Genomic DNA, 22,698 nt, shown 5'->3' on the forward strand with positions numbered 1-22,698 from the left:
ACCGCCAGGTACAACGCCCTCCCCGCGGGGGCGGCCCGCGCCTGGCTTCTTCACCCCGACGGGCCTGGCCCGTCTGACGCAGAGGTCCCAAGACATGAATGAAATCCTGACCTTCTGGGCGCAATGGCTGCGCCCCTCGGCCGGGTTGCCCACGGTGCAATGGTCACTGCTGCTCGCAGTAGCCGCCATGGTGGGTTATCTCACGCAACGCCACACCGGGCTGCCCAAGGTGCTGGGCTACTCGCTGGTGGGCACCGCCGCCGGGCTGGCCGGTTTCAGCGGTGCCGTGTGGCCCTTGCAAGGCATCGGCCTGTTCCTTCTGGAGCTGGGCATCGCCCTGGTGCTTTTTGAGTGCGGCGGCCGCATCCCGCTGCGCTGGTTCCGCCACAACCCCATGGTGCTGGTGCAGAGCATTGCCGAATCGGCGCTGACCTACTTTGCGGTGTACTGGGTGCTGGTGTGGCTGGACCTGCCCACGCAGGTGGCAGGCCCGCTGGCGCTGGTGGCGCTGGCCGCTTCGCCCGCCGTGCTCACCCGCGTGGTCGCCGACACCCGCGCGGCCGGCCCGGTCACAGAGCGCGCCATCGTGCTCACCACGCTTTCCACGCTGTATGCGCTCACGCTGGGCAGCGCCAAGGCCGAGCTGATCAATCGCCAGAGCCTGACGGTGGTGGAGACGGTGTACCCCGTGATGGTGGTGCTGGGCGTATCGATTGTGGTGGCGGCCGTTTTGGCCCTGGTGCTGCGCATGGCACTGCGCTTCATGAGCCCCACGAGCGAAAACACCTCCATGCTCTTTCTGGCGCTGGTGGCTGCGGGCACGGCGGTGGCTGCGCACATGGGTGGCTCTGCGCCGCTGGCGGCGCTGCTGGGCGGCATGCTGCTCAAGCAGCTCAACCCGCGCCCCTGGGCCTGGCCGCGCCAGTTGGGCAATGCATCGTCGCTGCTCACCATGCTGATGTTCGTGCTGGTCTCCACCGTGGCCGCGCAAGCCGACTGGAGCGCCCCCGTGGCCGGCGTGGTGCTGGCCCTGATTGCCGTGCGCCTGGTGGCCAAGGCCACGGGCGTGGCCCTGGGCAACGTGGGCAGTGGCGCCAGCTGGAAGCAGGCCCTGTGGGTGGGCTGTGCGATGACACCCATGTCGTCCATCGCGCTGCTGATTGCCTCGCAGTTCGTGCTGGCGTCGCCCTCCACGGGCCACGTGATTGCCGGGGTGGCGCTGCCCGCCATCTTGCTGATGGAAGTGCTGGGGGCCGTGATTGCCACCGTGGCCATTTACCGTGCGGGCGAAAGCTCCAAACCCTGGGCGCCCCTGACGCGCAGCAACAACGGAGAGAACAGCCGTGAGTCTTGAAGCCTTCAACCATTCCGAACCCCTGACGCTGGGCGTCGAGCTGGAGCTGCAGCTCGTCAACACTAACGACTACGACCTGGCACCCTACGCCGAGGACATGCTGCGCCTCATGAAGAAAACCCCGCTGCCCGGCAGCGTGGTACCCGAGATGACGAACAGCATGATCGAGATCTCCACCGGCATCTGCCATTCGGCCAGCGAGGTGCTGGGCCAGCTCACGCCCATCCGCGATGCGCTGGTGAAAAATGCCGACAAGCTCAACATCGCCGTGGTGGGCGGCGGCACGCACCCCTTCCAGCAGTGGCATGAGCGGCGCATCTACGACAAGCCGCGCTTTCGCGAGCTGTCCGAGCTGTACGGCTACCTGTCCAAGCAGTTCACCATCTTTGGCCAGCATGTCCACATCGGCTGCCCCGACGCCGACGCCGCGCTACTCATGCTGCACCGCATGAGCCGGTACATCCCGCATTTCATTGCAATGTCGGCATCCAGCCCCTACGTGCAGGGGCAAGACACGGCCTTCGACTCGGCGCGGCTCAACTCCGTGTTTGCCTTCCCGCTCTCCGGCCGTGCGCCCATGGCCCTCACCTGGCAGGACTTCGAGGCGTACTTCAACAAGATGACGCGCACCGGCGTGGTCAAAAGCATGAAGGACTTCTACTGGGACATCCGCCCCAAGCCCGAGTTCGGCACCATCGAGATCCGTGTGTTCGACACGCCGCTCACCATCGAACGCGCCGCAGCCCTTGCGGGCTACGTGCAGTCGCTGGGCGCTTGGTTTCTGGCCGACCAGCCCTTCATGCCCGAGGAGGACGACTACCTCGTCTATACCTACAACCGCTTCCAGGCCTGCCGCTTTGGCATGGACGCCGTGTATGTGGACCCGGCCACCGGCGACCACATGCCGCTGCGGGAACACATCCTCAAGACCATGGACAAGATCGCCGGGCACGCCGCCGTGCAGGGCGCATCCAGCGCCATGCACATGCTGCGCACCGAGGTCGAAGCGGGCCAGAACGACGCGCGCTGGCTGCGCCAGCGCCAGAGCGAAGAGCAGCTGCTGGCCGAGGTGAGCCGCCAGGCGGCGCAGCGCTTTCGCGGCATGAGTTGACCCCCCCTGAGCCGCTTCGCGGCTTCCCCCCAGGGGGACGCCGCCCGTGCGGCGGGGCGGCCCTTGCACGGCGGCCGCTGGCCTGAAGCACGCCAGTATCCAGCCGCGCAGGCCATCATGACGCGCAGCCATTGAACCACCGGACAATCCAGCCCCATGGGTGAATTCGACCTCATCGCACGCCACTTCACGCGCCCCGTGCGCCGCGCCGTCCTCGGCGTGGGGGACGACTGCGCGCTGCTGGCGCCCACGCCCGGCATGCAGCTGGCGATCTCCAGCGACATGCTGGTGGAAGGCCGCCACTTCTTTGCCGACGTGGACCCCGAAGCCCTGGGCCACAAGGCGCTGGCCGTGAACCTGTCGGACCTGGCCGCCTGCGGTGCGCGGCCGCTGGCGTTCACGCTGGCCTTGTCGCTGCCGCGCGTGGATGACCCGTGGTTGGCCGGGTTTGCGCGCGGCATGTGGGCGCTGGCCGATGCCCATGGCTGCGAACTCATAGGGGGTGACACCACGCAGGGCCCGCTCAACATCTGCATCACCGTGCTGGGCGAGGTGCCCACCGGCCAGGCCCTGCTGCGCAGCGGCGCCCGGCCAGGCGATGACATCTATGTGAGCAGCACGCTGGGCGATGCGCGGCTGGCGCTGGAAGCCCTGCTGGGCCACATCACCCTGCCTCCCGATCTGCTGGCCCGCGCACGCCAGCGGCTGGAGCGCCCCACCCCGCGCGTGGCCCTGGGCCTGGCCCTGCGCGGCGTGGCCAGCAGCGCGATGGATCTGAGCGACGGCCTGCTGGGCGACCTGTCGCACATCCTCAAGGCGTCCGGGGTGGGCGCGCAGATCGACACCCACAGCACTTCAAATTTAATAGCTGTCAGCGCTTATCCAGAAAGCGCTAGAGCCCAGTTTGATCCTGAATTCATCCGCCAATGCACCCTGGCGGGTGGCGACGACTACGAGTTGGCCTTTACCGCACCGCCCGCGCAACGTGACGCGGTGGCGGCGGCATCCCGCACCAGCGGCACGCCAGTCACCCGCATCGGCACCGTGCTGGCCGAACGCGGCCTGCAGCTGGTGGACGCGCAGGGCCAGCCGGTGGACAACCGCTACGCATCGTTTGACCATTTTCGATAGCGGGCAGCCGGGACTGGCGGGCTTCGCAGCGACTTTTTTTGCAAAGCATGAATCCTTTTGCGAAACCCGCCGCTCTTGATGGATGAGGCGCCTGTGTTGGCGCCTCATCCATCCACCTCAGGAGCTTTTTCACCATGCTGTACCGCAAAAACATCACCCGCCCCGAAAGCCTGGTCCGCATCGTCGCCGGGCTGGCCCTCATCGCCGTCAGCCAGGCATGGCTGGGCGTCACACCGATCGGCCTCGTTCTGGCGGCATCAGGTGCGGTGGGCATCGTGACTGGCGTCTTTGGTTACTGCCCCGCCTGCGCCATGGTGGGCCGAAAGCCCCTGAAATGACCCATGCCCCGGCCACCGTGGCCCAGCTGCTGCCCGCCGCGCGCAGCGGCGATGCCATGGCGATGGAACAGCTGCTGCGCCTGACCCGTCCCGACATCCGCCGTTATGCGCTGCGCCACTGCGCGGCCACCGCAGCCACCGACGACGTGGTGCAGGAAGCCCTCATCATCGTCTACCGCCGCGTGGGTGCGCTGCGCGAGGTGGCTGCCTTTGGCGGCTGGGTGGTGCGCATCGTGCAGCGGCTGTGCATGCGCCCGGCACTGGCCTGGCTCAAGAGCGAGCCACTGGCGCAGGTGGAAGATGCCCTGGCCTGGTCACACCGGCCCGACCACGAACTGCGCCACGACCTGGCCCTGGCCATTGATTCGTTGCCGCCGCTGTACAGGGAGGCGCTCCTGCTGCGCGACTTTGAGGAGCTGACGATTGAGGAGATGAGCGAACGCCTGGGCACCACGCGCGAGGCGGCCAAGAGCCGGTTGCACCGGGCGCGTTGCCTGGTGCGGGAGTATCTTGTGCAGCCCACCTATCCCGATGCCGAACAACCTGATCAAAAACGATAGCTGCCAGCGCTTATCAGGCAAGCGTTAGACGCCTTTTTGGCTTGAATTGACCATGGCGCATGGCAGCCAGTGCACCGCGAAAGCCGCACCCGCCGCAGGATTCAGGCGGTGTACGGCTTTCTGGCGGCGGGGCGCCCCCGGTGCTGTCGGCACGCGCTAAGCACGCTCGGGCTGCGGCTGGCCACGCACAACGAAGTGGCGCGAGAACCCCAGGGGCCGGCTCACCCCGGTGGGTTCTGAAAGCAGCGGCACGCGAAAGCCCGGCTCGGGCAGCACCTGCACGCTCCAGTCGGTACCGCCAATAAAGCGAAACCGCACGGTGTCCGGCTCGGCGGCATCGAGCAACGAAAAAGACCCGGTCGAATACATGCCGCCCACCGTTGCGGAGTCCAGCAGGTTCAGCTGGGCGTCCAGCAGGTGGATGTGAAGGAGCTCCTCAAACGGCGTGTCGTCGGTGGTGAACAGCAGCATGAACGACTGCCACTGCGCCGCGGCTTCCAGCACCGCGCCAGCCACCTGGCGGCCCGTGGCCTGGCCATTGCGCAGAATTTCACTGACAGGTTCTGCACCGTCCGGGCGATTGGGGATGCGTGCCAGAGACACATCTGTGGATGAGAGGATTTGCATGACGGAGCCTCTCCCGGTCACCAGAAAAAGTCCACGCCGAACGCGGCCAGCGCCCCGCCCACAAACGCCCCCACGGTGACGCACACGGGCGCACCGGGGCCACAGGCCAGGCCCGCCAGCGCGCCACCCGCGATGCCGCCGCCAATGCCCGCGCCCGTCACCGCCAGTTCGCGGCGTGCAGCGCCGGCCTTGTCTTCTGCGCTGGCCACGGAGTACACCGACAAGGCGATGGACACCACCAGCAGCCCCCGCCCCGCGCGCGAGAGGTTGCGCATGGTGGCGGTGACCCGCGGGTTGGACGTGCCGGCGGACCGCACGATCTCGGCATACACCGCGTTCTGCTGGGTGGGCGACAGGCGGTTGAAGTCCGCGGAGACACCGTACAACTGCTGCGTCTTGCGCGCGATCAGCTCGTTGAGCGACTTGCCTTCGCGCTTGAGCCGCTCGGCCATCGCGCGGCCCACCGGGGTGCTGCGGCCGCGAATGACTTCCATGATGACGTTGCGCGTCTCCTGTGCCTGCTGTGCGGCTTGCGCCCAGGTCATGCGGCCGCTGGTGACCTGGCCGCGCAACTCGTTCGCCATCGCCTGAATCTGCCGGGAATAGGCCTGCCGCGCGGTGGCGTCGATCGTCAGGTGGGTGCCGGCATTGGCAATCTCGAACTCCAGCGCCCGGATGGCGGAATCAAAGGCACTTTTGTCATCGGTGTCCTGCACGCGTTGTCTCCCAAATATTGGTGGGCCTAGGGGGTGAGCGGGATCGCTGCCCGCGGCGGCTTTTTTAAACGCTGTGGCCCGCGCCACCGCGCATTTACCGCCAGGAAATGGTTACAAGACGTTGGGCGGCGGGGCCCGCCTCCGAAGGCTGCGGCGCTGCACGCAGCGCCAGCGCGTTGATCGGCTGCTAGCATCCATGCCTCTCTGCGCACCCAGGAGCCGCTCTTGACCGCCACCCCTGCCCCCTCTGCCGCGCCGCCCTGCCCGGCGCTTGCCTGCCTCGCGCTGCTTCTTCTGGCCGCATGGCCCGCCCACGCCCAGGACACCTCGCGCATTGCCCGCGTTACCGTCTACCCCGGCAGTGCCACGGTGGAGCGCGTGGCCCGGGTGCCTGCGGGCGCACGCAGCCTCACGCTGGCCTGCCTGCCCGCGTCGCTGGATGCGCAAAACCTGCAGATCAACGCCGACCCTGCCGTGCGCGTGGGCGAGTTCAACGTGCTGACCGAAGACCGCGATGTGGTGAGCGCCTGCGCCAGCCCGCTGGACGGTCGCATCCGCGAGCTGGAAGACCAGATTGCCGGCGTGAAGGCCGAGGCCTCGGCGCTGCAGCTGGTGCAGGGCTACCTGCGCAGCGTGGCCCAGGCGGGCCCGGGCGAAGAAACCGCCACCACCCCCCGCACGGCCAGCCCCGCACCCGCACAGATCACGGCCACCGCCGACGTGCTGCGCAAGTCGGGCCACGAGAGCTTTGCGCGTGCGCACCAGCTGGCGCGCAAGCAGGAGGCGCTGGAGCTGGCCTTGAAGCCCCTGGTGGCCGAGCGTGACCGCGTGGCCAGCCAGCGCGCACGGGTGGTGTCGGTCACCATTAACCTGGCTGCCGAGCGTGAGGCCGAGCTGCGCGTGTCCTACCAGGTGCGCGGCCCCGGCTGGCAGCCCAGCTACCGCGCCACGCTGGACGCAGAAAAGTCCACCCTGCTGATCGAGCGGCAGGCACTGGTGGCGCAAAACAGCGGCGAGGACTGGTCGAGCGTGCAGCTCACGCTTTCCACCGGCCAGCCCGGGCGCACCACTGCAGGCCGCCTGCCGCGCGCCTGGACGCTGGATGTGGCCCCGCCCCCGCAGCCCGTGGCCGCGCCCGCACCTGCGATGGCCATGGCCCCCGCGCCATCCACCCTGGCGCGCACACGCGGCGCGGCGGAGCAGGAGTCAATGCCCACCTTCGACGTGGGCACGCTCGACAAGGGCTTTGCCACCGAGTTTTCCGTGCCGCAGCGCATCTCTGTGCCGTCCAGCGGCCAGCGCGTGACGCTGGCGCTGGGCAACCACACGGCCCCCGCCACGCTGATCACCCGCACCGCTCCGGCGGTGGAAGAGGCCGCCTACCTGGTGGCCCAGATTGCGCAGCCGCCTGGCGTGTGGCCCGCCGGGCCGGCGGGGCTGTACCGCGACGGCGCATTCGTCGGCAATGGCCGCATCGACTTCGGCACGCCCAGCGCGGGCGCCCCGGCGGGCAGCAGCAGCCTCTCGTTTGGCCGCGATGAACTGGTGACCGTGCGCGCAGAGCCGGTGCAGGACCTGACGGGCAGCGCGGGGTTCACCGGCGCCCGCACCGAACGCACCACACGCCGCGCCTACAGCGTGGACAACCGCCACAAAACCGGGATCACGCTGCAGGTGCTGCACGCCGCGCCGGTGTCGCGCAACGAGAAGATCGAGGTTGAATCCCGCTACCAGCCCCAGCCCACCGACACAGCCTGGAACCGCAGCCCCGGCACCGTAGCCTGGCAGCAGAGCCTGGCGGCGGGGGCCACGGCCCAGTTCAGTGCCGAGCACACCATCCGCTACCCCAAAGACATCGAACTGCTGGAGCGCCAGTGAAGCCGAAGGCCCGCGGCGCCGCGCCAGGGCCCCCGCCGCTCGGTCACAATCCCCCTGCCCCGGCTCCTGGGGCAGGAGCCCCACCCGCCATGAGCTACCAGCACATTCTTGTTGCCGTTGACGGCAGCCCTACATCCGGCCACGCCATCTCCCAGGCCACGGCCCTGGCGCATGCCACAGGCGGCCGCATCCGCCTGCTGAACGTGATGGACCCCGTCGCCCACATCAGCGGCTTCGAGCGACCCGAGGTGTACCGCCAGGAAGTACTGCCGCGCCTGCAGCAAGCGGGCGAGGCACTGTTGCAGCAGGCCCGGGCACAGGTGGCAGAGTGCGGCGTGCCCGTGGACACGGCGCTCATCGAGAACCTCGACGCCCGCGTCGCACAGATCGTGGTGGACCACGCACGGGCCTGGGGCGCTGACCTCATCGTGCTGGGCACCCATGGGCGCCGGGGCCTCGCGCGCGTGCTGATGGGCAGCGATGCCGAGCAGATCGCCCGCACCGCGTCCGTGCCGGTGCTGCTGGTGCGCACGCCCGAGCCCGCCGCCCCGCGCGCCGGCACCTGACCCACGCCGTGCCCTCAATCCCATGATGCCCCTGCCCCAACCACCCGAACCCGCGGCACTGCCCCCCCTGCGCCCCAACGTGCGCTTTTTGCTGGCGCACCCGGCCCATTTCATTGCCCTGGGCTTTGGCGCGGGCATGTCGCGCATTGCGCCGGGCACCGTGGGCACGCTGTGGGCCTGGCTGAGCTACCTCGCGCTGCAGCAGTGGCTGTCGCCCCTGCAGATGGGCCTGCTGATTGCGGCAAGCACAGTGGTGGGCTGGTGGGCCTGCACCACCACCGCCCGCCACATGCGGGTGGCCGACCCCGGCAGCATCGTGTGGGACGAGGTGGTGGCCTTCTGGCTGGTGCTGTGGCTGGCCATGCCCATGGGTTTCTCGGGCCAGCTCGCGGTGTTCGCCCTGTTCCGCATCTTCGATGCCGCCAAGCCCGGCCCGGTGGGCTGGGCCGACGGCCTGTTCAAGGGCTTTGGCTGGCGCGGCGGCTGGGGTATCTTGTGGGACGACTTTGTGGCAGCCTTCTGCACGCTGCTGGTCGTGGCACTGTGGAGGTTTTGATGACGGTCACTTCACTATCAAAAAGTGAGCTAGTCGCGCTTGATGCACAAGCGCTAGAGGCCAATTTGACTCAAATTTCCCTGCGGCTGATCCAGCAAGGCCACATGCTGGCCACCGCCGAAAGCTGCACGGGCGGCATGATCGCCGCGGCTTGCACCGACCTGCCCGGCGCCAGCACCTGGTTTGAGCGCGGCTTTGTCACCTACTCCAACGCCGCCAAGGCCGACATGCTGGGCGTGCCCGCAGCGCTCATTGAACAGGAAGGCGCCGTGAGCGAGGCCGTGGCCCGCGCCATGGCCGATGGCGCACTCCTGCATTCGCAAGCCCAGGTCAGCCTGGCCGTGACCGGCGTCGCGGGCCCACTGGGCGGCAGCGACGCCAAGCCCGTGGGCATGGTGTGGTTCGCCTGGTGCGTGAATGGCGAAACCCACAGCGAAATGCAGCACTTCCCGGGCGACCGCGCCACCATCCGGGCCGCCACCGTGCGGTATGCGTTGCAGCGGCTGCTGGCATTTTTGCTGGGCTGAGCCGCCCCGCCCCGCAGCGGGCCCCGGTGTAGCATGGCGCCCTTGCCAAGGACCCTCATGCACCCCAACGCCCAGACCCTGCACCGCTTCTACACCGCCTTCGCGCAGCTGGACCACGCCACCATGGTCGCCTGCTATGCGCCCGACGCCAGGTTTGACGACGAGGCCTTTTCCCTGAATGGCCGCGACCAGATCGGCGGCATGTGGCGCATGCTGTGCACCGTCACCAAAAAGCCCGGCGCGGCCGAGCACTGGAAGCTCACGTTCAGCGGTATCGAAGCCGACGCGGCCGGCGGGAAGGCGCACTGGGAGGCGCACTACCTCTTCAGCGCCACGGGGCGCAAGGTGCACAACATCATCGACGGCACCTTCACCTTCACGCCCGACGGGCTGATCGCCACCCACCGCGACCGGTTCAGCTTCTGGCGCTGGGCACGGCAGGCGCTGGGGGCGCCGGGGCTGCTGCTGGGCTGGTCGCCCTCGCTCAAGCGCAAGGTGCGGAGTACGGCGGCGGGGAATTTAAAGAAGTTTCTGGCGCAGGGGTGAGAGGGCGCCGAGCGTCAGTAGTCGGCCACAACCGGTCCTTCGGGAAGTGCCGGAGAATCCTCTCTCCTAAACAGGTAATTTAGGTTTTCAGTCAAAGAGGCGCGCTCAATCTTCAGCGTGACTTAGCCACAAGCAGACGTTCGTGAAGGAACTCGAGATGAAGGAGCTCACACAGGGGGTGGTCGAGGGGGTGGGCCGACAAGCGCGGCTCGACCGACCGACCTTTGATCCTGAACTGCGCGCAGGCTTGGCGATCGTGGGCGGAATGTTCCCGCCGACTGTGACCAGCGACCTGATCGACTTCATGCGGGTGTCCTACGCAGGGCCGCCTCTCGAAACGCTGATCGGCGGGCGAAACATCCGCTGCGAGGAACGCGTCTTCGAGGGTTACGAGGGTCACCCTCTCAAGGCGTCCGTCTTCCGTCACGAGCGTGCCTCCGGGCAGCGCCCCGGTGTGCTTTTCGTGCATTCCGGGGGTCTGATGTTCGGCGATCGGTTCAGTGGGTTGGACCGGATGATCGATTTCGTCGAACAGCTGGGCGTCGTGCTCGTGTCGATCGAGTACCGCCTGGCGCCAGAGTATCGCGATCCTTATCCGCGGGAAGATGTGTACGCGGCGCTGGAATGGATGGCATTGCATGCGGAGTCGCTCGGCGTGCGCCTCGATCGCCTGCTGATTGCGGGCGCCAGCGCAGGGGGAGGTTTGGCGGCCGGTGCAGCCCTCGCGGCGCGCGATAGGGGCGGTCCCCGCCTGTGCGGGCAGCTGCTCGACTACCCCATGCTGGACGACCGCGGCATCACGAAGTCCACGCTTCAGTTCGATGGCATCGGCGTCTGGGATCGCGTGAGCAACGAGACCGGCTGGGGCGCGCTGCTTGGCGAAGCGCGCGGTGGTCCGGATGTGTCGCCGTATGCCGCGCCAGCTCGTGCAACTGAGCTTTGCGACCTGCCGCCCGCGTTTCTCGACGTCGGTAGCGCCGAGATATTTCGCGACGAAACCGTGGCCTATGCGGACGCCTTGTGGAATGCCGGCGGGCAGGCCGAGCTTCACGTGTGGCCGGGTGGGTTCCATGCGTTCGACATCTTCGCGCCGCATACCGCACTGTCACGTGGAATGATCGCCACGCGCAGTGCATGGATGTCGCGCGTGTTGGGCGATTGAGGACTGTATGCAGGAACTGCTGGCTCGACTGAAGGCCCTTGACCCCAACGCCAGCCTGGCGTTGAGGGTCATCGCGTGCTTCGACGAATTGGTTCGAGGTGGCGTCAACATCCAGGGGCTGCTCGGGGCAGCAGCCTCGCTCTCGGGCTGTGTAGCGGGGTTCGCCGGGCATCAATCAGAGCGCACGCTTCGCGTCGCGCCGGATGGGCAGACCCTGAAGGGCAGCGCCTCAGCGCCGCGAGAAGGCTCCCTGGCAGCAAACGGCATGACTGTGTGGCTGGAGCGGCAGGGGCCAGCCCATGTGAACGATGCGATGATCCTCGAGCGCCTCGCACTTGCGCTGGCCGTCCGCAGCGGGCACCAGGCGGACGATCCATTGCGTCGGCTCGGCGATCTGCTCGACGCCAACGTTGACGTGGAGCATCGCCACGCGACGGCTGCCAAACTCGGATTGGCGCCGCACTTGAAGTACCGCGTTGCCACCTTGCCGCTCTTCGCGACATGGAAGCAACACCGCGACCTGCCGGAAGACGTCGTTCACACCCGCTACGGTCCGCTGCACGTGTGCGTACTGCGCGCCGAGGTGAAACACATCGACGCCAGCCCCTGCGGGATCGGGGTGGCGGCGGGGATCGAGGACCTCCACCGATCGCTCGCGACAGCACTCGTGAGCTTGCGCCTGTGCGCTGTGCCCGATGTGCCAGTCGTAGTCGCAGACGACTATGGCGGTCTGATCGATTTGCTCGCCCAGTGCTCGGTCGATCGACCGTTGCTCGATGTCGAGGAACTCGAAGGCGTCATGCAGCATCCGTGGGCCGTGCGAACTCTGGATGCGCTGCTTCGCTCCGCGTCTATCCGTGACGCATCTCGCATTGCCGGTGTCCACCACAGCACGATGCAGGCGAGACTGGAGACCATTCGCGACGTGCTGTCGTTCGACCCACTCGACGGCATCGGCCGAACCCGTATCGGCCTCGCCTTCCTCGCCTGGCGCGTTCGGCATTCGTCGGCGCTGGACCTGCCACCGCCCTCCAGTCGCTAGTCTCAACCGCCAAATGGCGGAATTCGGCCCCTCCAGGCGCGCCGGTCGGCGGTTACTGGCCACCCGGTGTGTTGCTATCTTCCAGTTGCCACAGGTCGCCGCCGGAGACGCGTTGGGCGAGGTCATCGTTCCGACCTCACGCCGACGTTCCGCGCTCCGGCACTTGGCCTGTGGCGGTGGTTCAACAACACGGAGACAACAATGACCGAACTGACGAAGGCAATCGACGCCGTTCTCGATGGCGTGACGACAGGCACACCTCGCGTGCCCGGGGTATCGGCGGCGGTGACCGACCGCCGCGGCACGATCTACGAAGGCGCGCGCGGTGTCCGCAACACCGGAACCGGCGAGTCGTTTGAACCCGACACCGTGTGCGCGATATTTTCGACCACTAAGGCCATCGCAGGAACGGCTTGCTTGCAACTGGTGGAAGAGGGGCTTCTCGACCTCGACGCGCCTGCGAAGGAGTACGCGCCCCAACTTGCCGACATCATGGTCATCGAGGGCTTCGGCAAGGACGGGCAACCCAGGCTGCGCCCACCGAAGCGCGACATCACGACACGTCACCTGCTCACGCACACAGCCGGCTTCAGCTACGACTTCTTCAACGAGACGTACACCCGCCTCGCCAACGAGCAGGGCCAGCCCTGGGTGGTCGACGCGTCGTGGAAGTCGATCAAGACGCCACTTCTGTTTGATCCGGGCGAGCAGTGGTCATATGGGAGCAACATCGATTGGGCCGGCATGGTGCTCGAGGGAATTACGGGCAAGCGGCTCGGCGAGGTCATGCAGTCGAGAGTTCTCGGTCCGCTCGGGATGGCCGACACCGCCTTCACGATGACCCCCTCCATGCAATCCCGGCAAGCAACGATTCACGCGCGCGAGGATCGCGATGGCTCGCTCGTTCCGCTCAACGGGGTGACCTTGCCGCAGGATCCGGAGGTCCACATGGGAGGGCACGGCCTCTACGGGACCGCGTCGGACTATGTGAAGTTCATCCGCATGTGGCTCAACGACGGGCGCAGCGACGGCGGCGAACAGATCCTTCGACCGGAGACCGTCGAAATGGCATCTCGCAATCATTTGCCCAAGGGCATGCACGTGAAGATGCTGCCCGGCGTCGATGCGACCAAGACGGCGGCGTCCATCCTGCCCGTATCGAGGCCACGGCTGTCCAATGACGCCGAGTTCTTCCCCGGCATGCCCAAGACCTGGGCACTCACGTTCATGATCAACGAGGAAGAAGCACCCACGGGTCGGCCGGCTGGTGCGCTCGCATGGGCCGGCCTCGCTAACCTGTACTACTGGATCGATCGCGCGAACGGCATCGGCGGGTATTGGGCGACCCAGATCTTCCCGTTCGTCGATCCGACCTCGGTAGCGGGCTTCCTTGAGATGGAAAAGGCAACCTATCAGCACGCAAAGCCTCGCGCCCGATAAGAGGCACAAGGCCGCACCGCTCGAGGAGGCAACCGGGATCATCGCGGTCTCGCCGCTGATCGGCTGTGAAGTCGGGCCGTTCGACATCCGGCGCGCGGGTGAGTGTCGGCTTTTGTTTAGGGTTGTGGGATACCTGCCCGGAACACCCCCCGAGCGACAAGCGCCCCCGACCTGAGGGCAGGTGTCGCACAAGCCTCGGGGGAGGAAACCGCGGAGAACGCCAACGCAGGTGTTCAGGGCGCAAACGCTATGGGGATTTGGGCAGCGGCTTGACGACCAAGACCTGCAGGCAAGCGGCGCCAGTGTGCCATTGTGTGTGGGTGGGGCCTGGCGCAACTGCGGTGTTGCACCCTTCACAGGGGGCGGCATGCGTTCTGGACCGCCATTTCCAGCGCCGGGCATGCACCAACCCCGCCGACGGACCCAATCGCATCGACATCCAAGACAAGTGGTGGTTCAGGGGACTGTTCATGATGGAGGTGGCGCCCGAATGGCCTGCCCGTTCATCCAACTTTGCACGATGACCATCGCGTGGCCGCAGTGCCTGCAGACAAAGACTGGTGGCGCTGCGCTGGACGACCCATCGTCTTGCCCGTCGTTGCCCGATGGGACTGCGGCTTGCCCGGGAGCGGCGCCCAACAACTGGCGCGCCAGCGCAAGGCATTCCCTGCGGTTGCCATTGGCCAGCAAGCCATAGTGGCGGATGCGATGGAAACCGCTGGGCAGCACATGCAGCAGGAATCTGCGCATGAACTCCTGGGGCGCCAGCGTCATGGTCTTGTGGCGCGTGCTCCCCTTGGCACGGTAGTCCTTCCATTTAAAAATTACCCCGCGCTCATCCATCGCAACAAGCCGGCTGCTCGTGATAGCCACCCGGTGCGTGTAGCGAGACAGGTAGGCCAGCACCGCCTGGGGGCCGGCAAACGGCCTCTTGGCATAGACCACCCACTCGCATTGGCGCATCGGAGCCAGCCACTGGCTGAAGCAGGCACCATCAGCCAGCGCCGCCAGTTCGCCGAAGAACCTCAGCCGCCCCGCCTGGTGCAGGCGCAACAGCTCTTCGATGAAGCGCCGTCGCATCAACCTGGACAGCACGCGCACCGGCAGAAAGAAGCCCGATCGGCAAGCCACCCAGGACTTGCCGTCAGGAGCCAGTCCACCGCCTGGCACGATGCCATGTACATGCGGGTGATGCGTCAGTGCAGAACCCCAGGTATGCAGCACCAGCGTGGCACCGATGCGTGCACCCAAATGCTTGCGGTCAGCAGCGATGGTCTGTAGCACCTCGGCGGCGACATCAAACAACAACCCATAGAGTCCTACCTTGTTCTGGTACGCCAGATCTGCAATGGGCGCGGGAAGCGTGAAGACCACGTGGTAATACTCCACGGGCAGCAGATCAGCCTGGCGGGCATCGAGCCAGCGCTTGGCTGCAGCGCTTTGGCACTTGGGGCAGTGTCGGTTGCGGCAGGAGTTGTAGGAGACCAGCTCGGTGGCGCAGCTATCGCAGCGCAACACATGTCCCCCCAGTGCCGCTGTGCGGCACTGCTCAATCGCCGACATGACCTTGAGCTGAGACAGGCTCAAGTGACCGCGCTGGCTGTCACGCCAGGCGGCACCATGCTTGTGGAAGATGTCGGCGACCTCCAGAGTGGGCCGCTGCACGCGCGCACCTTCAGGCGGCAGGCATGGGCTCCAAGGGGCCGATCACCTCGCGCAGCAGGTCAGTCGCCACGTGGGCGTAGATCGATGTGGTCTCCAGTTTCTTGTGCCCCAGCAGCACCTGGATCACGCGGATATCGACCTTGCGCTCCAGCAGATGCGTGGCAAAGCTGTGGCGCAGGGTGTGGGTAGTGACCCGCTTGTTGATACCAGCGGCATCGGCTGCCGCATGAACGGCGCGGTTGAGCTGGCGAATCGAGAGAGGCTCCAAGGGCGTCATGCCTGGGAACAGCCAGCCGCCAGGCAGCATCTTGCCCTGGGCATGGGCCAGGTGCCACCAGGTGCGCAGGCGCCGCAGCAGGACAGGGCTGAGCATGGCGTAGCGGTCCTTGGCACCCTTGCCTTGCTCCACGCGCAGCGTCATGCGCTGGCTGTCGACATCGGTGACCCTCAGGCTGACGACCTCGCTGGCGCGAAGACCTGCGCCATAGGCAACCGATAGAGCCACCTGGTGCTTGATGTTGTGGGCCGCAGCCAGAAGGCGTGAGACTTCTTCGCAGCTCAGGACCACAGGCAAGGTGCGAGGTAGCTTCACGGGCTGCATCTTGGCCATCAGCTCGATGCGTCCCAGCGTGATGTCGAAGAAGAACTTCAGGCCCGTGAGCGTGGCGTTGAGCGTCATGGGCGATGAGCCCGTGTCCACCAGATGGAGCTGGAAATTGCGCAGATCCTCCACCGTGGCCACGTCGGGCGAGCGCTTGAGGTAAGCGGCCAGCTTGCGCACGGCACGGATGTAGGCTTCTTGCGTGCGAGGCTCCAGCTTGCGCATTCGCATGTCCTCAAGCATGCGTTGGCGCAGCGGCGAGATGGAGGGGGTCGAAGGGATCATGATCGCGCTCCTGTCGAAGAACGAGGCCGATTGCCTCACTCGCCAACATAGACAGGGGCGCGATGTTTACTCTGTGTCAGGGCCTTCGCGGCGGGCTACCGCGCGAGCGGTTTAGTCCTCTGATCGGAAGCCGTCCGCGCGTTGGGTCCATCGACCGGCGAGGGTCTTCTTCGGGCCCATAGCCGCTGTCCGTGCCGCCCGAAAGCGGTCACTCAGAGCGCGCGCAGCGAGCGTCCATTCTCGGGATGAGACCCGGGGCGGCTATGGGCCCAAAACGCACACCACCGCACCCAACAACCCGCGGACAGCCAACGGTGCTGAACATCGCCCACAACCGCAGCTTGCACCAGCAGAATTACCAAGCCAAATTACCCTCCAGCGCTTACCAGACAAGCGCTATCAGCTATCAAAGCAGAAGCAGCCATCACTCAAGCCCCGTGGCACTTCTTGTACTTCTTGCCACTGCCGCAGTGGCACCGGTCATTGCGCCCCGGCTCGGGCGCCTTGCGCACCGTCTCCACGCGCGGGCCCATGCTCTTCCACAGCTGGCGCAGGTCGTACACGGCCCAGATGGCCTCGCCGAAGGCCTCGACGCGCGCCTGGCTGGTGCTGGGTGGGCCGTCTTCGTCGTACATGCAGACTTCGGGCTTGCCGGTGTCGTCTTCGGTCAGGGCGACGATGCTGTCCAGCGCATCGTCCAGCCACTTGGCGGCTTCCTTGTCGCGCGGGGCGGCCCAGTCTTCGGGCCAGTTTTCCACAGCAAACATGAAGCCCAGAGCCCACACCTGGCCGAAGGACGGGATCTCCTGGTCGTCGCCCATTTCGGCGCGCTGCTCGTCCGTGAGGCTGGCCACCGCGCCGCGCATGTCCATGGCTTCGGGCTGAAAGGTGCGGTCGTCGTCCAGCGTCTTCACGTCGGTGTCGAGCTGGGCCACGATCTCGTTCCAGCGGCGCATCCACAGCTCCAAGAAGCGGGCTTGCTGCGCGGCGTCGGCAAACGCGGGCAGCAGGGGCAAGGGCTCACCGTCGGCCACTTCCAATTCGGCGCCGTCGCCCAGCAGCATGGGCAGGTACTCGGCCGGGGCGATGGGGCGGCGGCTGCAGATCAGCGCGGTCATGAAGCCGTCGCAGAACTCCCACTGCGGGATTTCCTCGCCGCGCGCGCGCAGGTCGTCGAGGATGTTGTCGATCTCTTCCAGCTCCTCCGGACCCAGCGCGGCAGCAGGGGCGGCCGTGAGGTCATCAAGATCGTCGGTGGCGGGGGTGGGCGATGTAGGTTCGGTCATGGAGGCTCCGGTCGTCAAGGGAGAAAGCGGGGGGTTGGGAGGCAAGGTTTTACTTTTATGATGCGCAGGCCTTGTGCCACGGTCCTGTCACGGTGTCGGTGTAGCGACGGCTTGGCCGCCCTGGACCGGCGCTGCGCAAAGTACGCTGCTCGCCACCTGGCGACCCGATAAAAAGGCGGTCAGTGTAGCCCTCTCGCACCGCAGACCCCAACCAGGACCCCCATGCTCCACCAACTGAACTCCCTGTACCCGGTGCGCTACACGGCCTTTGCGCTGTGCGTGTTCGGGCTGCTGCTGTCGCTGTTTGCGCTGGTGGCGTTTGGCGTGGGCCTGCCCGTGGTGCTGGTGTTTGCGGCGCTGGTGGCCCTGGGTGTGTACGACCTGCAGCAGTCGCGCCATGCCATTTTGCGCAACTACCCGGTCATCGGGCACATCCGCTTCATGCTTGAGTATGTGCGGCCCGAGGTGCGCCAGTATTTCATCGAGAGCGATAGCGAGGCCGCGCCGTTTTCGCGCGCACAGCGTTCGCTGGTCTACCAGCGCGCCAAGGGCGACCCGGACAACCGCCCCTTCGGCACGCACCTAGACGTGGGCGCGCAGGGTTATGAATGGGTGAACCACTCGCTCGCACCCACACAGCTGCCGTCGCACGACTTTCGGGTGTGGATCGGCGGCAACCCCGATGCGCCGTCGCAGTCTGTGGCGCCCTGCACCCAGCCCTACCACGCGAGCGTGTTCAACATCTCGGCCATGAGCTTTGGTGCGCTGTCTGCCAATGCGATCCTTGCTTTGAACCAGGGTGCAAAAAAAGGCGGCTTCGCGCACGACACGGGCGAGGGCAGTATCAGCCAGCACCACCGCGTGCACGGCGGCGATTTGATCTGGGAGATCGGCTCGGGCTACTTTGGCTGCCGCAACCCCGACGGCACCTTCAGCGAAGAGCGTTTTGCGGCCAGCGCCACCGACCCACAGGTGAAGATGATCGAGCTGAAACTCAGCCAGGGCGCCAAGCCCGGCCATGGCGGCGTGCTGCCGGGCGCCAAGGTGACGGCCGAGATCGCCGCTGCGCGCGGGGTGAAGGAGGGCGAGGCCTGCATCTCGCCCGCCAGCCACAGTGCGTTCAGCAACCCGGTGGAGATGATGCAGTTCATCGCCAGGCTGCGCACGCTGTCGGGCGGCAAGCCCACGGGATTCAAGTTCTGCCTGGGTCACCCGTGGGAGTGGTTTGCCATCGTCAAGGCCATGCTGGTCACGGGCATCACGCCGGATTTCATCGTGGTCGATGGCGCCGAAGGTGGCACGGGCGCTGCACCGGTGGAATTCACCGACCACGTGGGTGCACCGCTGCAAGAGGGCCTGCTGCTGGTGCACAACACCCTGGTGGGCGTGAACCTGCGCGACCGCGTGCGCATTGGCTGCGCGGGCAAGGTGATCAGCGCCTTCGACATCGCTCGCATGATGGCGCTGGGCGCCGACTGGTGCAACGCGGGGCGCGGCTTCATGATGGCGCTGGGCTGCATCCAGGCGCAAAACTGCCACACCGGCCACTGCCCCACGGGCGTGACCACCCAAGACCCGCTGCGCCAGCAGGCCCTGGTGGTGCCCGACAAGGCCACGCGCGTGGCGCAGTTTCACCGCAGCACGCTGCACGCGCTGCAGGAACTGGTGCAGGCCGCCGGGCTGCGCCACCCCAAGGACATCACTGCCCACCACATCGTGCGCCGCATCAGCGACACCGAGGTGCGCCTGCTGTCCAACCTGATCACGCGCATGCAACCGGGCGCGCTGCTCGGCCCGCTCGACGCGCAGCACAACGTGTTCCGCCTGTACTGGCCCTTGGCCAGCGCGCACAGCTTTCAGGCCAGCGAGCCTGCACTGGAACCTTCCATTCCCCACCATGTGGAGCTGGTGCACGCTGCGGCGGCGGGCACCGCGGCCGTGGCAGCAGGGGAAGCCGCCGTATGACCGTGGCGACATCAGACGCAGTCGACTACGGGGCCTTTTTGCGGCATCAGCTGGCCACACAGCCGCACAACGTGATGAGCCATGTGCTGGGCAACGAAAAGATCTGGGTCAAGCGCGCAGGCACGCCCCACAGCATGGGCCGCTACCACGCCATGGGCGTGCTGGCCTGGCTGCTGCGCCTTCCCGTGCTACGGCCGGTACCCAACCCCGGTGGCCCCGTCGCCATTTCCACCGAGGTGCGGCGCCTGCACGACCTGGCAGCGCGCGGCATTCGTGTGCCCCAGGTGCTGGCCGTGCAACCCGACGGTTTTGCCATGCGCCATCTGGGCCGTGTAGGGGTGGAGACCCATTCCCTCGGCGACGAGATCGACCACGCCGTACAGGCCGGCGACCGCAGCGCCGCGCTGGCCCTGTGGCAGCAAGGGCTGGACGCGCTCGCCCAGGTGCACCGCCAGGGCACCTGCCTGAGCCAGGCGTTTGCGCGCAACCTGGTGCGCTGCCCCGACGGCGAAGTGGCCTGCATCGACTTTGAGGACGACCCCGCCGCCGTGCTGCCCCTGGCGGTGTGCCATGTGCGCGATGCGCTGTGCTATGCGCACTCCACCGCGCTGTACCTGCACACCAGCGGCACCCTGGACGAAGGGCGCGCGCGCTGGGCGGCGTGGGTGGCGCAGGGCAGCGCGGAGATGCGGGAGGTGCTGGCGGCCAGCGTTGGGCGGATGGGTTGGATGCGGCATCTGCCCCCGAATCGCAAGCTGGGGCGGGATTTGCAGCGGGTGCGCGCGGCGTACGAGTTGCTCGGCAGATGAAACGCGGTCGTTCTGTTCAAGCTGTGGTTATCCGCTGACAGCGCCAAGCGCGCTCATCGCCTATCGTTCAGGAGGAGCTTCCTCCAGCCCACCCCCTCTTTTCATGCCACTGCCCGCCGCTGCCAGCCCAGCCGCCCCTGAGCCCACGCCCTTGCCCCCCGCTACTGCGCAGCCGCCCGCCCACCCTGTCGCGGGCTGCCTGGAAGCAGTTCATGGGCGTGGCCCGGCCCTACTGGGCAGGCGACAAGAAGCGCACCGCCTGGGGCCTGATGGCACTGCTGATCGCCCTGATGGTGTGCGAGACCCAGCTGGCCGTCATGCTGATCGACAAGACGGGGGAGATGACATCGGCCCTGGCGGCCAGGCAGGCCGAACGCTTCTGGATCGCGGTGCGCACCAGCCTGGTGGTACTGGCATTCGCGGTGCCGGTGTACGCCTTTTATTACTACATGCGCGATGCGTTCTCCAACCACTGGCGGCGCTGGCTCACCCACCGATTCCTGGATGGCTATCTGAGCGAACGCAAGTACTACGAGATCGGCGCGGGCGGCGACATCGACAATGCGGCTGCGCGAAAACGCCGAATCCATCGCCTTCTACCGGGGCGAACCCCAGGAGCGCGTGCAGATCGACCACCGGTTTGAGGCAGCGTTTACCAACTTCGCCCGGCTCATCAAAAAGCAGCTCTCGCTCAACCTGTACCAGCGCTCTTTCAGCCAGCTCACCTTGATCCTGCCCAGCATCCTCCTGGCCAATGCGGTGCTGTCGGGCGAGCTGGAGGTGGGCCGGGCCATCTAGGCGGCAGGCGCATTTGCCGCCGTGCTGGGCGCCATCTCGCTGATCGTGGACAACTTCGAGAGCCTGAGCCGGTTTGTGGCGGGCATCGACCGGCTCCATACCCTGTCGCAGGTCGTGCTCAAAACCCCTGCCGCGCCCACCCCCTGGGCCGAGCCCGCCCCGGCAGGCCAGCCTGCGGACGATGCGAAGCCCGCGATCAACGCCCACGACCCCTGCGAGCCCCCACCGCACATCACCACCCGCATCGGCGACACGCTGGCCATCGAAGGGCTCTCGCTTTACACCCCCCACTTCGGCCGCCTGCTCGTGGCCGACCTCTCGCTACAGTTGCAGCCCGGCGATGCGCTGCTCATCACCGGCCCGAGCGGCTGCGGCAAAAGCTCGCTCTTGCGTGCCATTGCGGGCCTGTGGCACACGGGTAGCGGCACCGTGCAGCACCCGCCCCTGGAAGACATGTTCTTCCTGCCCCAGCGCCCCTACATGCAGATTGACACGCTGCGCAGCCAGATCATCTACCCGAGCAAGCAAACGGCGCTGAGCGACGAACGCCTGCAGGAGCTGCTGCAGGAGGTGCGCCTCGAATCACTGTCCGAGCGTGTGGGGGGGCTCAACGCGTCCTACGACTGGGAGAAACTGCTGTCAGTGGGCGAGCAACAGCGCCTGGCCTTTGCCCGCGTGCTGGCGCGCCAGCCCAGCATCGTCATCCTGGACGAAGCCACCAGCGCGCTGGACAGCGCCAACGAAACCGCCCTCTACGAACGCCTGCGCGCCAGCGGCACCACTCTCATCAGCATCGCCCACCGCCCCGCCGTGCTCAAACACCACACGCACGTGCTGGAGTTCAAGGGCGAAGGGGCTTGGGAGCTGCACGCGGCAGTGGACTTCAGGTTTGATAACTGAGCGCGGCGGCTCAAGCGACGGCGGAGCAGGTTCGCCCGATGAGAGCAGGTCGGGTTACGCTTCGCCAACCCGGCCTACATGACTTCCGCAATGACCGACTTTGAGATCTACACACCCACAGCAGAAGAAGTTCACTCCGGCGTCTTAGGCCGTCGGATGCGGCAGTTCAACTACGGGTTCGTCGGTGAGTACGGCCAGTCCCAGCCGGTGTGGGTGAGCGCGCGTGACGCCCAGGGCGAATTGGTGGGCGGGCTGCGCGGATTCGTGTTTTTGGAATGGCTGAACGTGGAACTGCTGTTTGTGGACGAAGCCGCCCGGCACCATGGAGTGGGCCGCAACCTGCTGGCAACAGCGGAACAGAAAGCCCGCGACCTGGGCGCACACAGCGTGACGCTGAACACTTTCGAATGGCAGGCTCGGGGGTTTTACCTGAAACAGGGCTATGAGGAGTTTGGGCACATCGACAACTACATCCAGGGATTTCAGCTGGTGTATTTGAAGAAGGCTTTGATGTCCTGATTTCCAGGGCTTGGATTGCCAACGTGGCAGGTCCGACTGCGCCCATCCACCCCACCAAACTTACGATCAACTTCCCAGCAGCATTTCGTACCTTGGCGTGTCTGACAACGGATCTGCAGACAGCACCAGCCCCTCAAAAAAATGGCGATCCTGGTCAGCCAGCAGGTGCGCTGCCTCCTGGTGCAAAAGGAAAAGCACCTCTGCATAGGTTGGGTTGTGGTCCCTGCGAATCTGAACCGTAGCGCTCAATTCGGTCCAAACGCCACCGTTATCCAGAACCCAGTACGCATAGGTCACGTCCAACGTCCTGCCCGGA

General features: G+C 66.6%; 25 protein-coding genes. 19 read left to right on the forward strand and 6 right to left on the reverse strand.

The features are described 5' to 3' along the window. Window positions 1-94: 94 nt before the first annotated feature. From AAFF19_RS21980 to AAFF19_RS22000, 5 genes are all read left to right on the forward strand, one after another. Window positions 95-1,354: a cation:proton antiporter gene (locus tag AAFF19_RS21980; RefSeq protein ID WP_182120340.1), complete on the forward strand. Its 1,260-nt coding sequence runs from the start codon at window positions 95-97 to the stop codon at window positions 1,352-1,354. After that, window positions 1,344-2,465 carry a YbdK family carboxylate-amine ligase gene (locus tag AAFF19_RS21985; protein ID WP_008906576.1) on the forward strand — a complete coding sequence of 374 codons (1,122 nt, stop codon included), beginning with the start codon at window positions 1,344-1,346 and terminating at the stop codon, window positions 2,463-2,465. The genes AAFF19_RS21980 and AAFF19_RS21985 overlap by 11 nt, the downstream gene beginning before the upstream one ends. A gap of 156 nt (window positions 2,466-2,621) precedes the next feature. Further along, on the forward strand, window positions 2,622-3,596 hold the full coding sequence (thiL, locus tag AAFF19_RS21990; protein WP_182120339.1) for a thiamine-phosphate kinase: 975 nt from the start codon (window positions 2,622-2,624) through the stop codon (window positions 3,594-3,596). 134 nt (window positions 3,597-3,730) lie between these two features. After that, entirely contained in the window at window positions 3,731-3,934 is a 204-nt protein-coding gene (locus tag AAFF19_RS21995; RefSeq protein ID WP_182120338.1) for a DUF2892 domain-containing protein, read from the forward strand. Continuing rightward, complete coding sequence (locus AAFF19_RS22000; RefSeq protein ID WP_182120337.1) at window positions 3,931-4,494, forward strand: RNA polymerase sigma factor; 564 nt, start codon at window positions 3,931-3,933, stop codon at window positions 4,492-4,494. Before AAFF19_RS21995 ends, AAFF19_RS22000 begins: the two co-directional genes overlap by 4 nt. Before the next feature lie 156 nt (window positions 4,495-4,650). Here AAFF19_RS22000 and AAFF19_RS22005 read toward each other — a convergent pair whose 3' ends face one another. Next, window positions 4,651-5,121, reverse strand: a complete 471-nt coding sequence (locus AAFF19_RS22005; protein WP_342720998.1) for a hypothetical protein — start codon at window positions 5,119-5,121, stop codon at window positions 4,651-4,653. A 17-nt stretch (window positions 5,122-5,138) separates the two neighbouring features. Then, the gene (locus tag AAFF19_RS22010) at window positions 5,139-5,837 is read right to left on the reverse strand and encodes a hypothetical protein (RefSeq protein ID WP_008906581.1); all 699 of its coding nucleotides are present in this window, start codon (window positions 5,835-5,837) and stop codon (window positions 5,139-5,141) included. Between the two features lie 225 nt (window positions 5,838-6,062). Here AAFF19_RS22010 and AAFF19_RS22015 point away from each other — a divergent pair, with 225 nt between their 5' ends. From AAFF19_RS22015 to AAFF19_RS22050, 8 genes are all read left to right on the forward strand, one after another. Next, complete coding sequence (locus AAFF19_RS22015; RefSeq protein ID WP_342720999.1) at window positions 6,063-7,715, forward strand: DUF4139 domain-containing protein; 1,653 nt, start codon at window positions 6,063-6,065, stop codon at window positions 7,713-7,715. A gap of 89 nt (window positions 7,716-7,804) precedes the next feature. Then, the gene (locus AAFF19_RS22020; protein ID WP_342721000.1) at window positions 7,805-8,281 is read left to right on the forward strand and encodes a universal stress protein; all 477 of its coding nucleotides are present in this window, start codon (window positions 7,805-7,807) and stop codon (window positions 8,279-8,281) included. A gap of 25 nt (window positions 8,282-8,306) precedes the next feature. Next, window positions 8,307-8,837, forward strand: a complete 531-nt coding sequence (locus AAFF19_RS22025) for a phosphatidylglycerophosphatase A (RefSeq protein ID WP_192810337.1) — start codon at window positions 8,307-8,309, stop codon at window positions 8,835-8,837. After that, entirely contained in the window at window positions 8,837-9,364 is a 528-nt protein-coding gene (locus AAFF19_RS22030; RefSeq protein WP_342721001.1) for a CinA family protein, read from the forward strand. Before AAFF19_RS22025 ends, AAFF19_RS22030 begins: the two co-directional genes overlap by 1 nt. Before the next feature lie 57 nt (window positions 9,365-9,421). Continuing rightward, the gene (locus AAFF19_RS22035; protein ID WP_342721002.1) at window positions 9,422-9,910 is read left to right on the forward strand and encodes a nuclear transport factor 2 family protein; all 489 of its coding nucleotides are present in this window, start codon (window positions 9,422-9,424) and stop codon (window positions 9,908-9,910) included. A 142-nt stretch (window positions 9,911-10,052) separates the two neighbouring features. Continuing rightward, a complete protein-coding gene (locus AAFF19_RS22040) occupies window positions 10,053-11,072 on the forward strand; it encodes an alpha/beta hydrolase (protein ID WP_199227828.1) in 1,020 nt (339 codons plus the stop codon). A 7-nt stretch (window positions 11,073-11,079) separates the two neighbouring features. Then, window positions 11,080-12,114 carry a helix-turn-helix domain-containing protein gene (locus AAFF19_RS22045; RefSeq protein WP_291472926.1) on the forward strand — a complete coding sequence of 345 codons (1,035 nt, stop codon included), beginning with the start codon at window positions 11,080-11,082 and terminating at the stop codon, window positions 12,112-12,114. A gap of 201 nt (window positions 12,115-12,315) precedes the next feature. Further along, the gene (locus AAFF19_RS22050) at window positions 12,316-13,554 is read left to right on the forward strand and encodes a serine hydrolase domain-containing protein (protein ID WP_342721003.1); all 1,239 of its coding nucleotides are present in this window, start codon (window positions 12,316-12,318) and stop codon (window positions 13,552-13,554) included. A 468-nt stretch (window positions 13,555-14,022) separates the two neighbouring features. Here AAFF19_RS22050 and AAFF19_RS22055 read toward each other — a convergent pair whose 3' ends face one another. The 3 genes from AAFF19_RS22055 to AAFF19_RS22065 all read right to left on the reverse strand — a co-directional run bounded on the left by AAFF19_RS22055 (window position 14,023) and on the right by AAFF19_RS22065 (window position 17,391). Continuing rightward, entirely contained in the window at window positions 14,023-15,219 is a 1,197-nt protein-coding gene (locus AAFF19_RS22055; protein ID WP_008903193.1) for an IS91 family transposase, read from the reverse strand. A 10-nt stretch (window positions 15,220-15,229) separates the two neighbouring features. Continuing rightward, the gene (locus AAFF19_RS22060; protein ID WP_008903194.1) at window positions 15,230-16,105 is read right to left on the reverse strand and encodes a site-specific integrase; all 876 of its coding nucleotides are present in this window, start codon (window positions 16,103-16,105) and stop codon (window positions 15,230-15,232) included. A gap of 428 nt (window positions 16,106-16,533) precedes the next feature. Beyond that, complete coding sequence (locus tag AAFF19_RS22065; RefSeq protein ID WP_342721004.1) at window positions 16,534-17,391, reverse strand: UPF0149 family protein; 858 nt, start codon at window positions 17,389-17,391, stop codon at window positions 16,534-16,536. A 222-nt stretch (window positions 17,392-17,613) separates the two neighbouring features. Between AAFF19_RS22065 and AAFF19_RS22070 the strand changes: the two genes are divergently transcribed. The 6 genes from AAFF19_RS22070 to AAFF19_RS22095 all read left to right on the forward strand — a co-directional run bounded on the left by AAFF19_RS22070 (window position 17,614) and on the right by AAFF19_RS22095 (window position 22,382). Next, complete coding sequence (locus tag AAFF19_RS22070; protein ID WP_342721006.1) at window positions 17,614-19,356, forward strand: FMN-binding glutamate synthase family protein; 1,743 nt, start codon at window positions 17,614-17,616, stop codon at window positions 19,354-19,356. Continuing rightward, the gene (locus AAFF19_RS22075) at window positions 19,353-20,165 is read left to right on the forward strand and encodes a hypothetical protein (RefSeq protein WP_342721007.1); all 813 of its coding nucleotides are present in this window, start codon (window positions 19,353-19,355) and stop codon (window positions 20,163-20,165) included. Before AAFF19_RS22070 ends, AAFF19_RS22075 begins: the two co-directional genes overlap by 4 nt. A gap of 212 nt (window positions 20,166-20,377) precedes the next feature. Next, window positions 20,378-20,809, forward strand: a complete 432-nt coding sequence (locus AAFF19_RS22080) for a hypothetical protein (RefSeq protein WP_342721008.1) — start codon at window positions 20,378-20,380, stop codon at window positions 20,807-20,809. Then, a complete protein-coding gene (locus AAFF19_RS22085; protein WP_342721010.1) occupies window positions 20,727-20,963 on the forward strand; it encodes a hypothetical protein in 237 nt (78 codons plus the stop codon). Before AAFF19_RS22080 ends, AAFF19_RS22085 begins: the two co-directional genes overlap by 83 nt. A 21-nt stretch (window positions 20,964-20,984) precedes the next feature. Next, the gene (locus tag AAFF19_RS22090) at window positions 20,985-21,863 is read left to right on the forward strand and encodes an ATP-binding cassette domain-containing protein (RefSeq protein ID WP_342721011.1); all 879 of its coding nucleotides are present in this window, start codon (window positions 20,985-20,987) and stop codon (window positions 21,861-21,863) included. A 90-nt stretch (window positions 21,864-21,953) separates the two neighbouring features. After that, on the forward strand, window positions 21,954-22,382 hold the full coding sequence (locus AAFF19_RS22095) for a GNAT family N-acetyltransferase (protein ID WP_182120327.1): 429 nt from the start codon (window positions 21,954-21,956) through the stop codon (window positions 22,380-22,382). Window positions 22,383-22,448: 66 nt separating this feature from the next. Here AAFF19_RS22095 and AAFF19_RS22100 read toward each other — a convergent pair whose 3' ends face one another. Then, entirely contained in the window at window positions 22,449-22,679 is a 231-nt protein-coding gene (locus AAFF19_RS22100; protein WP_182120326.1) for a hypothetical protein, read from the reverse strand. Window positions 22,680-22,698 lie beyond the last annotated feature (19 nt).

It is taken from the genome of Acidovorax sp. FHTAMBA, from assembly GCF_038958875.1.
GTDB lineage: Bacteria > Pseudomonadota > Gammaproteobacteria > Burkholderiales > Burkholderiaceae_C > Acidovorax.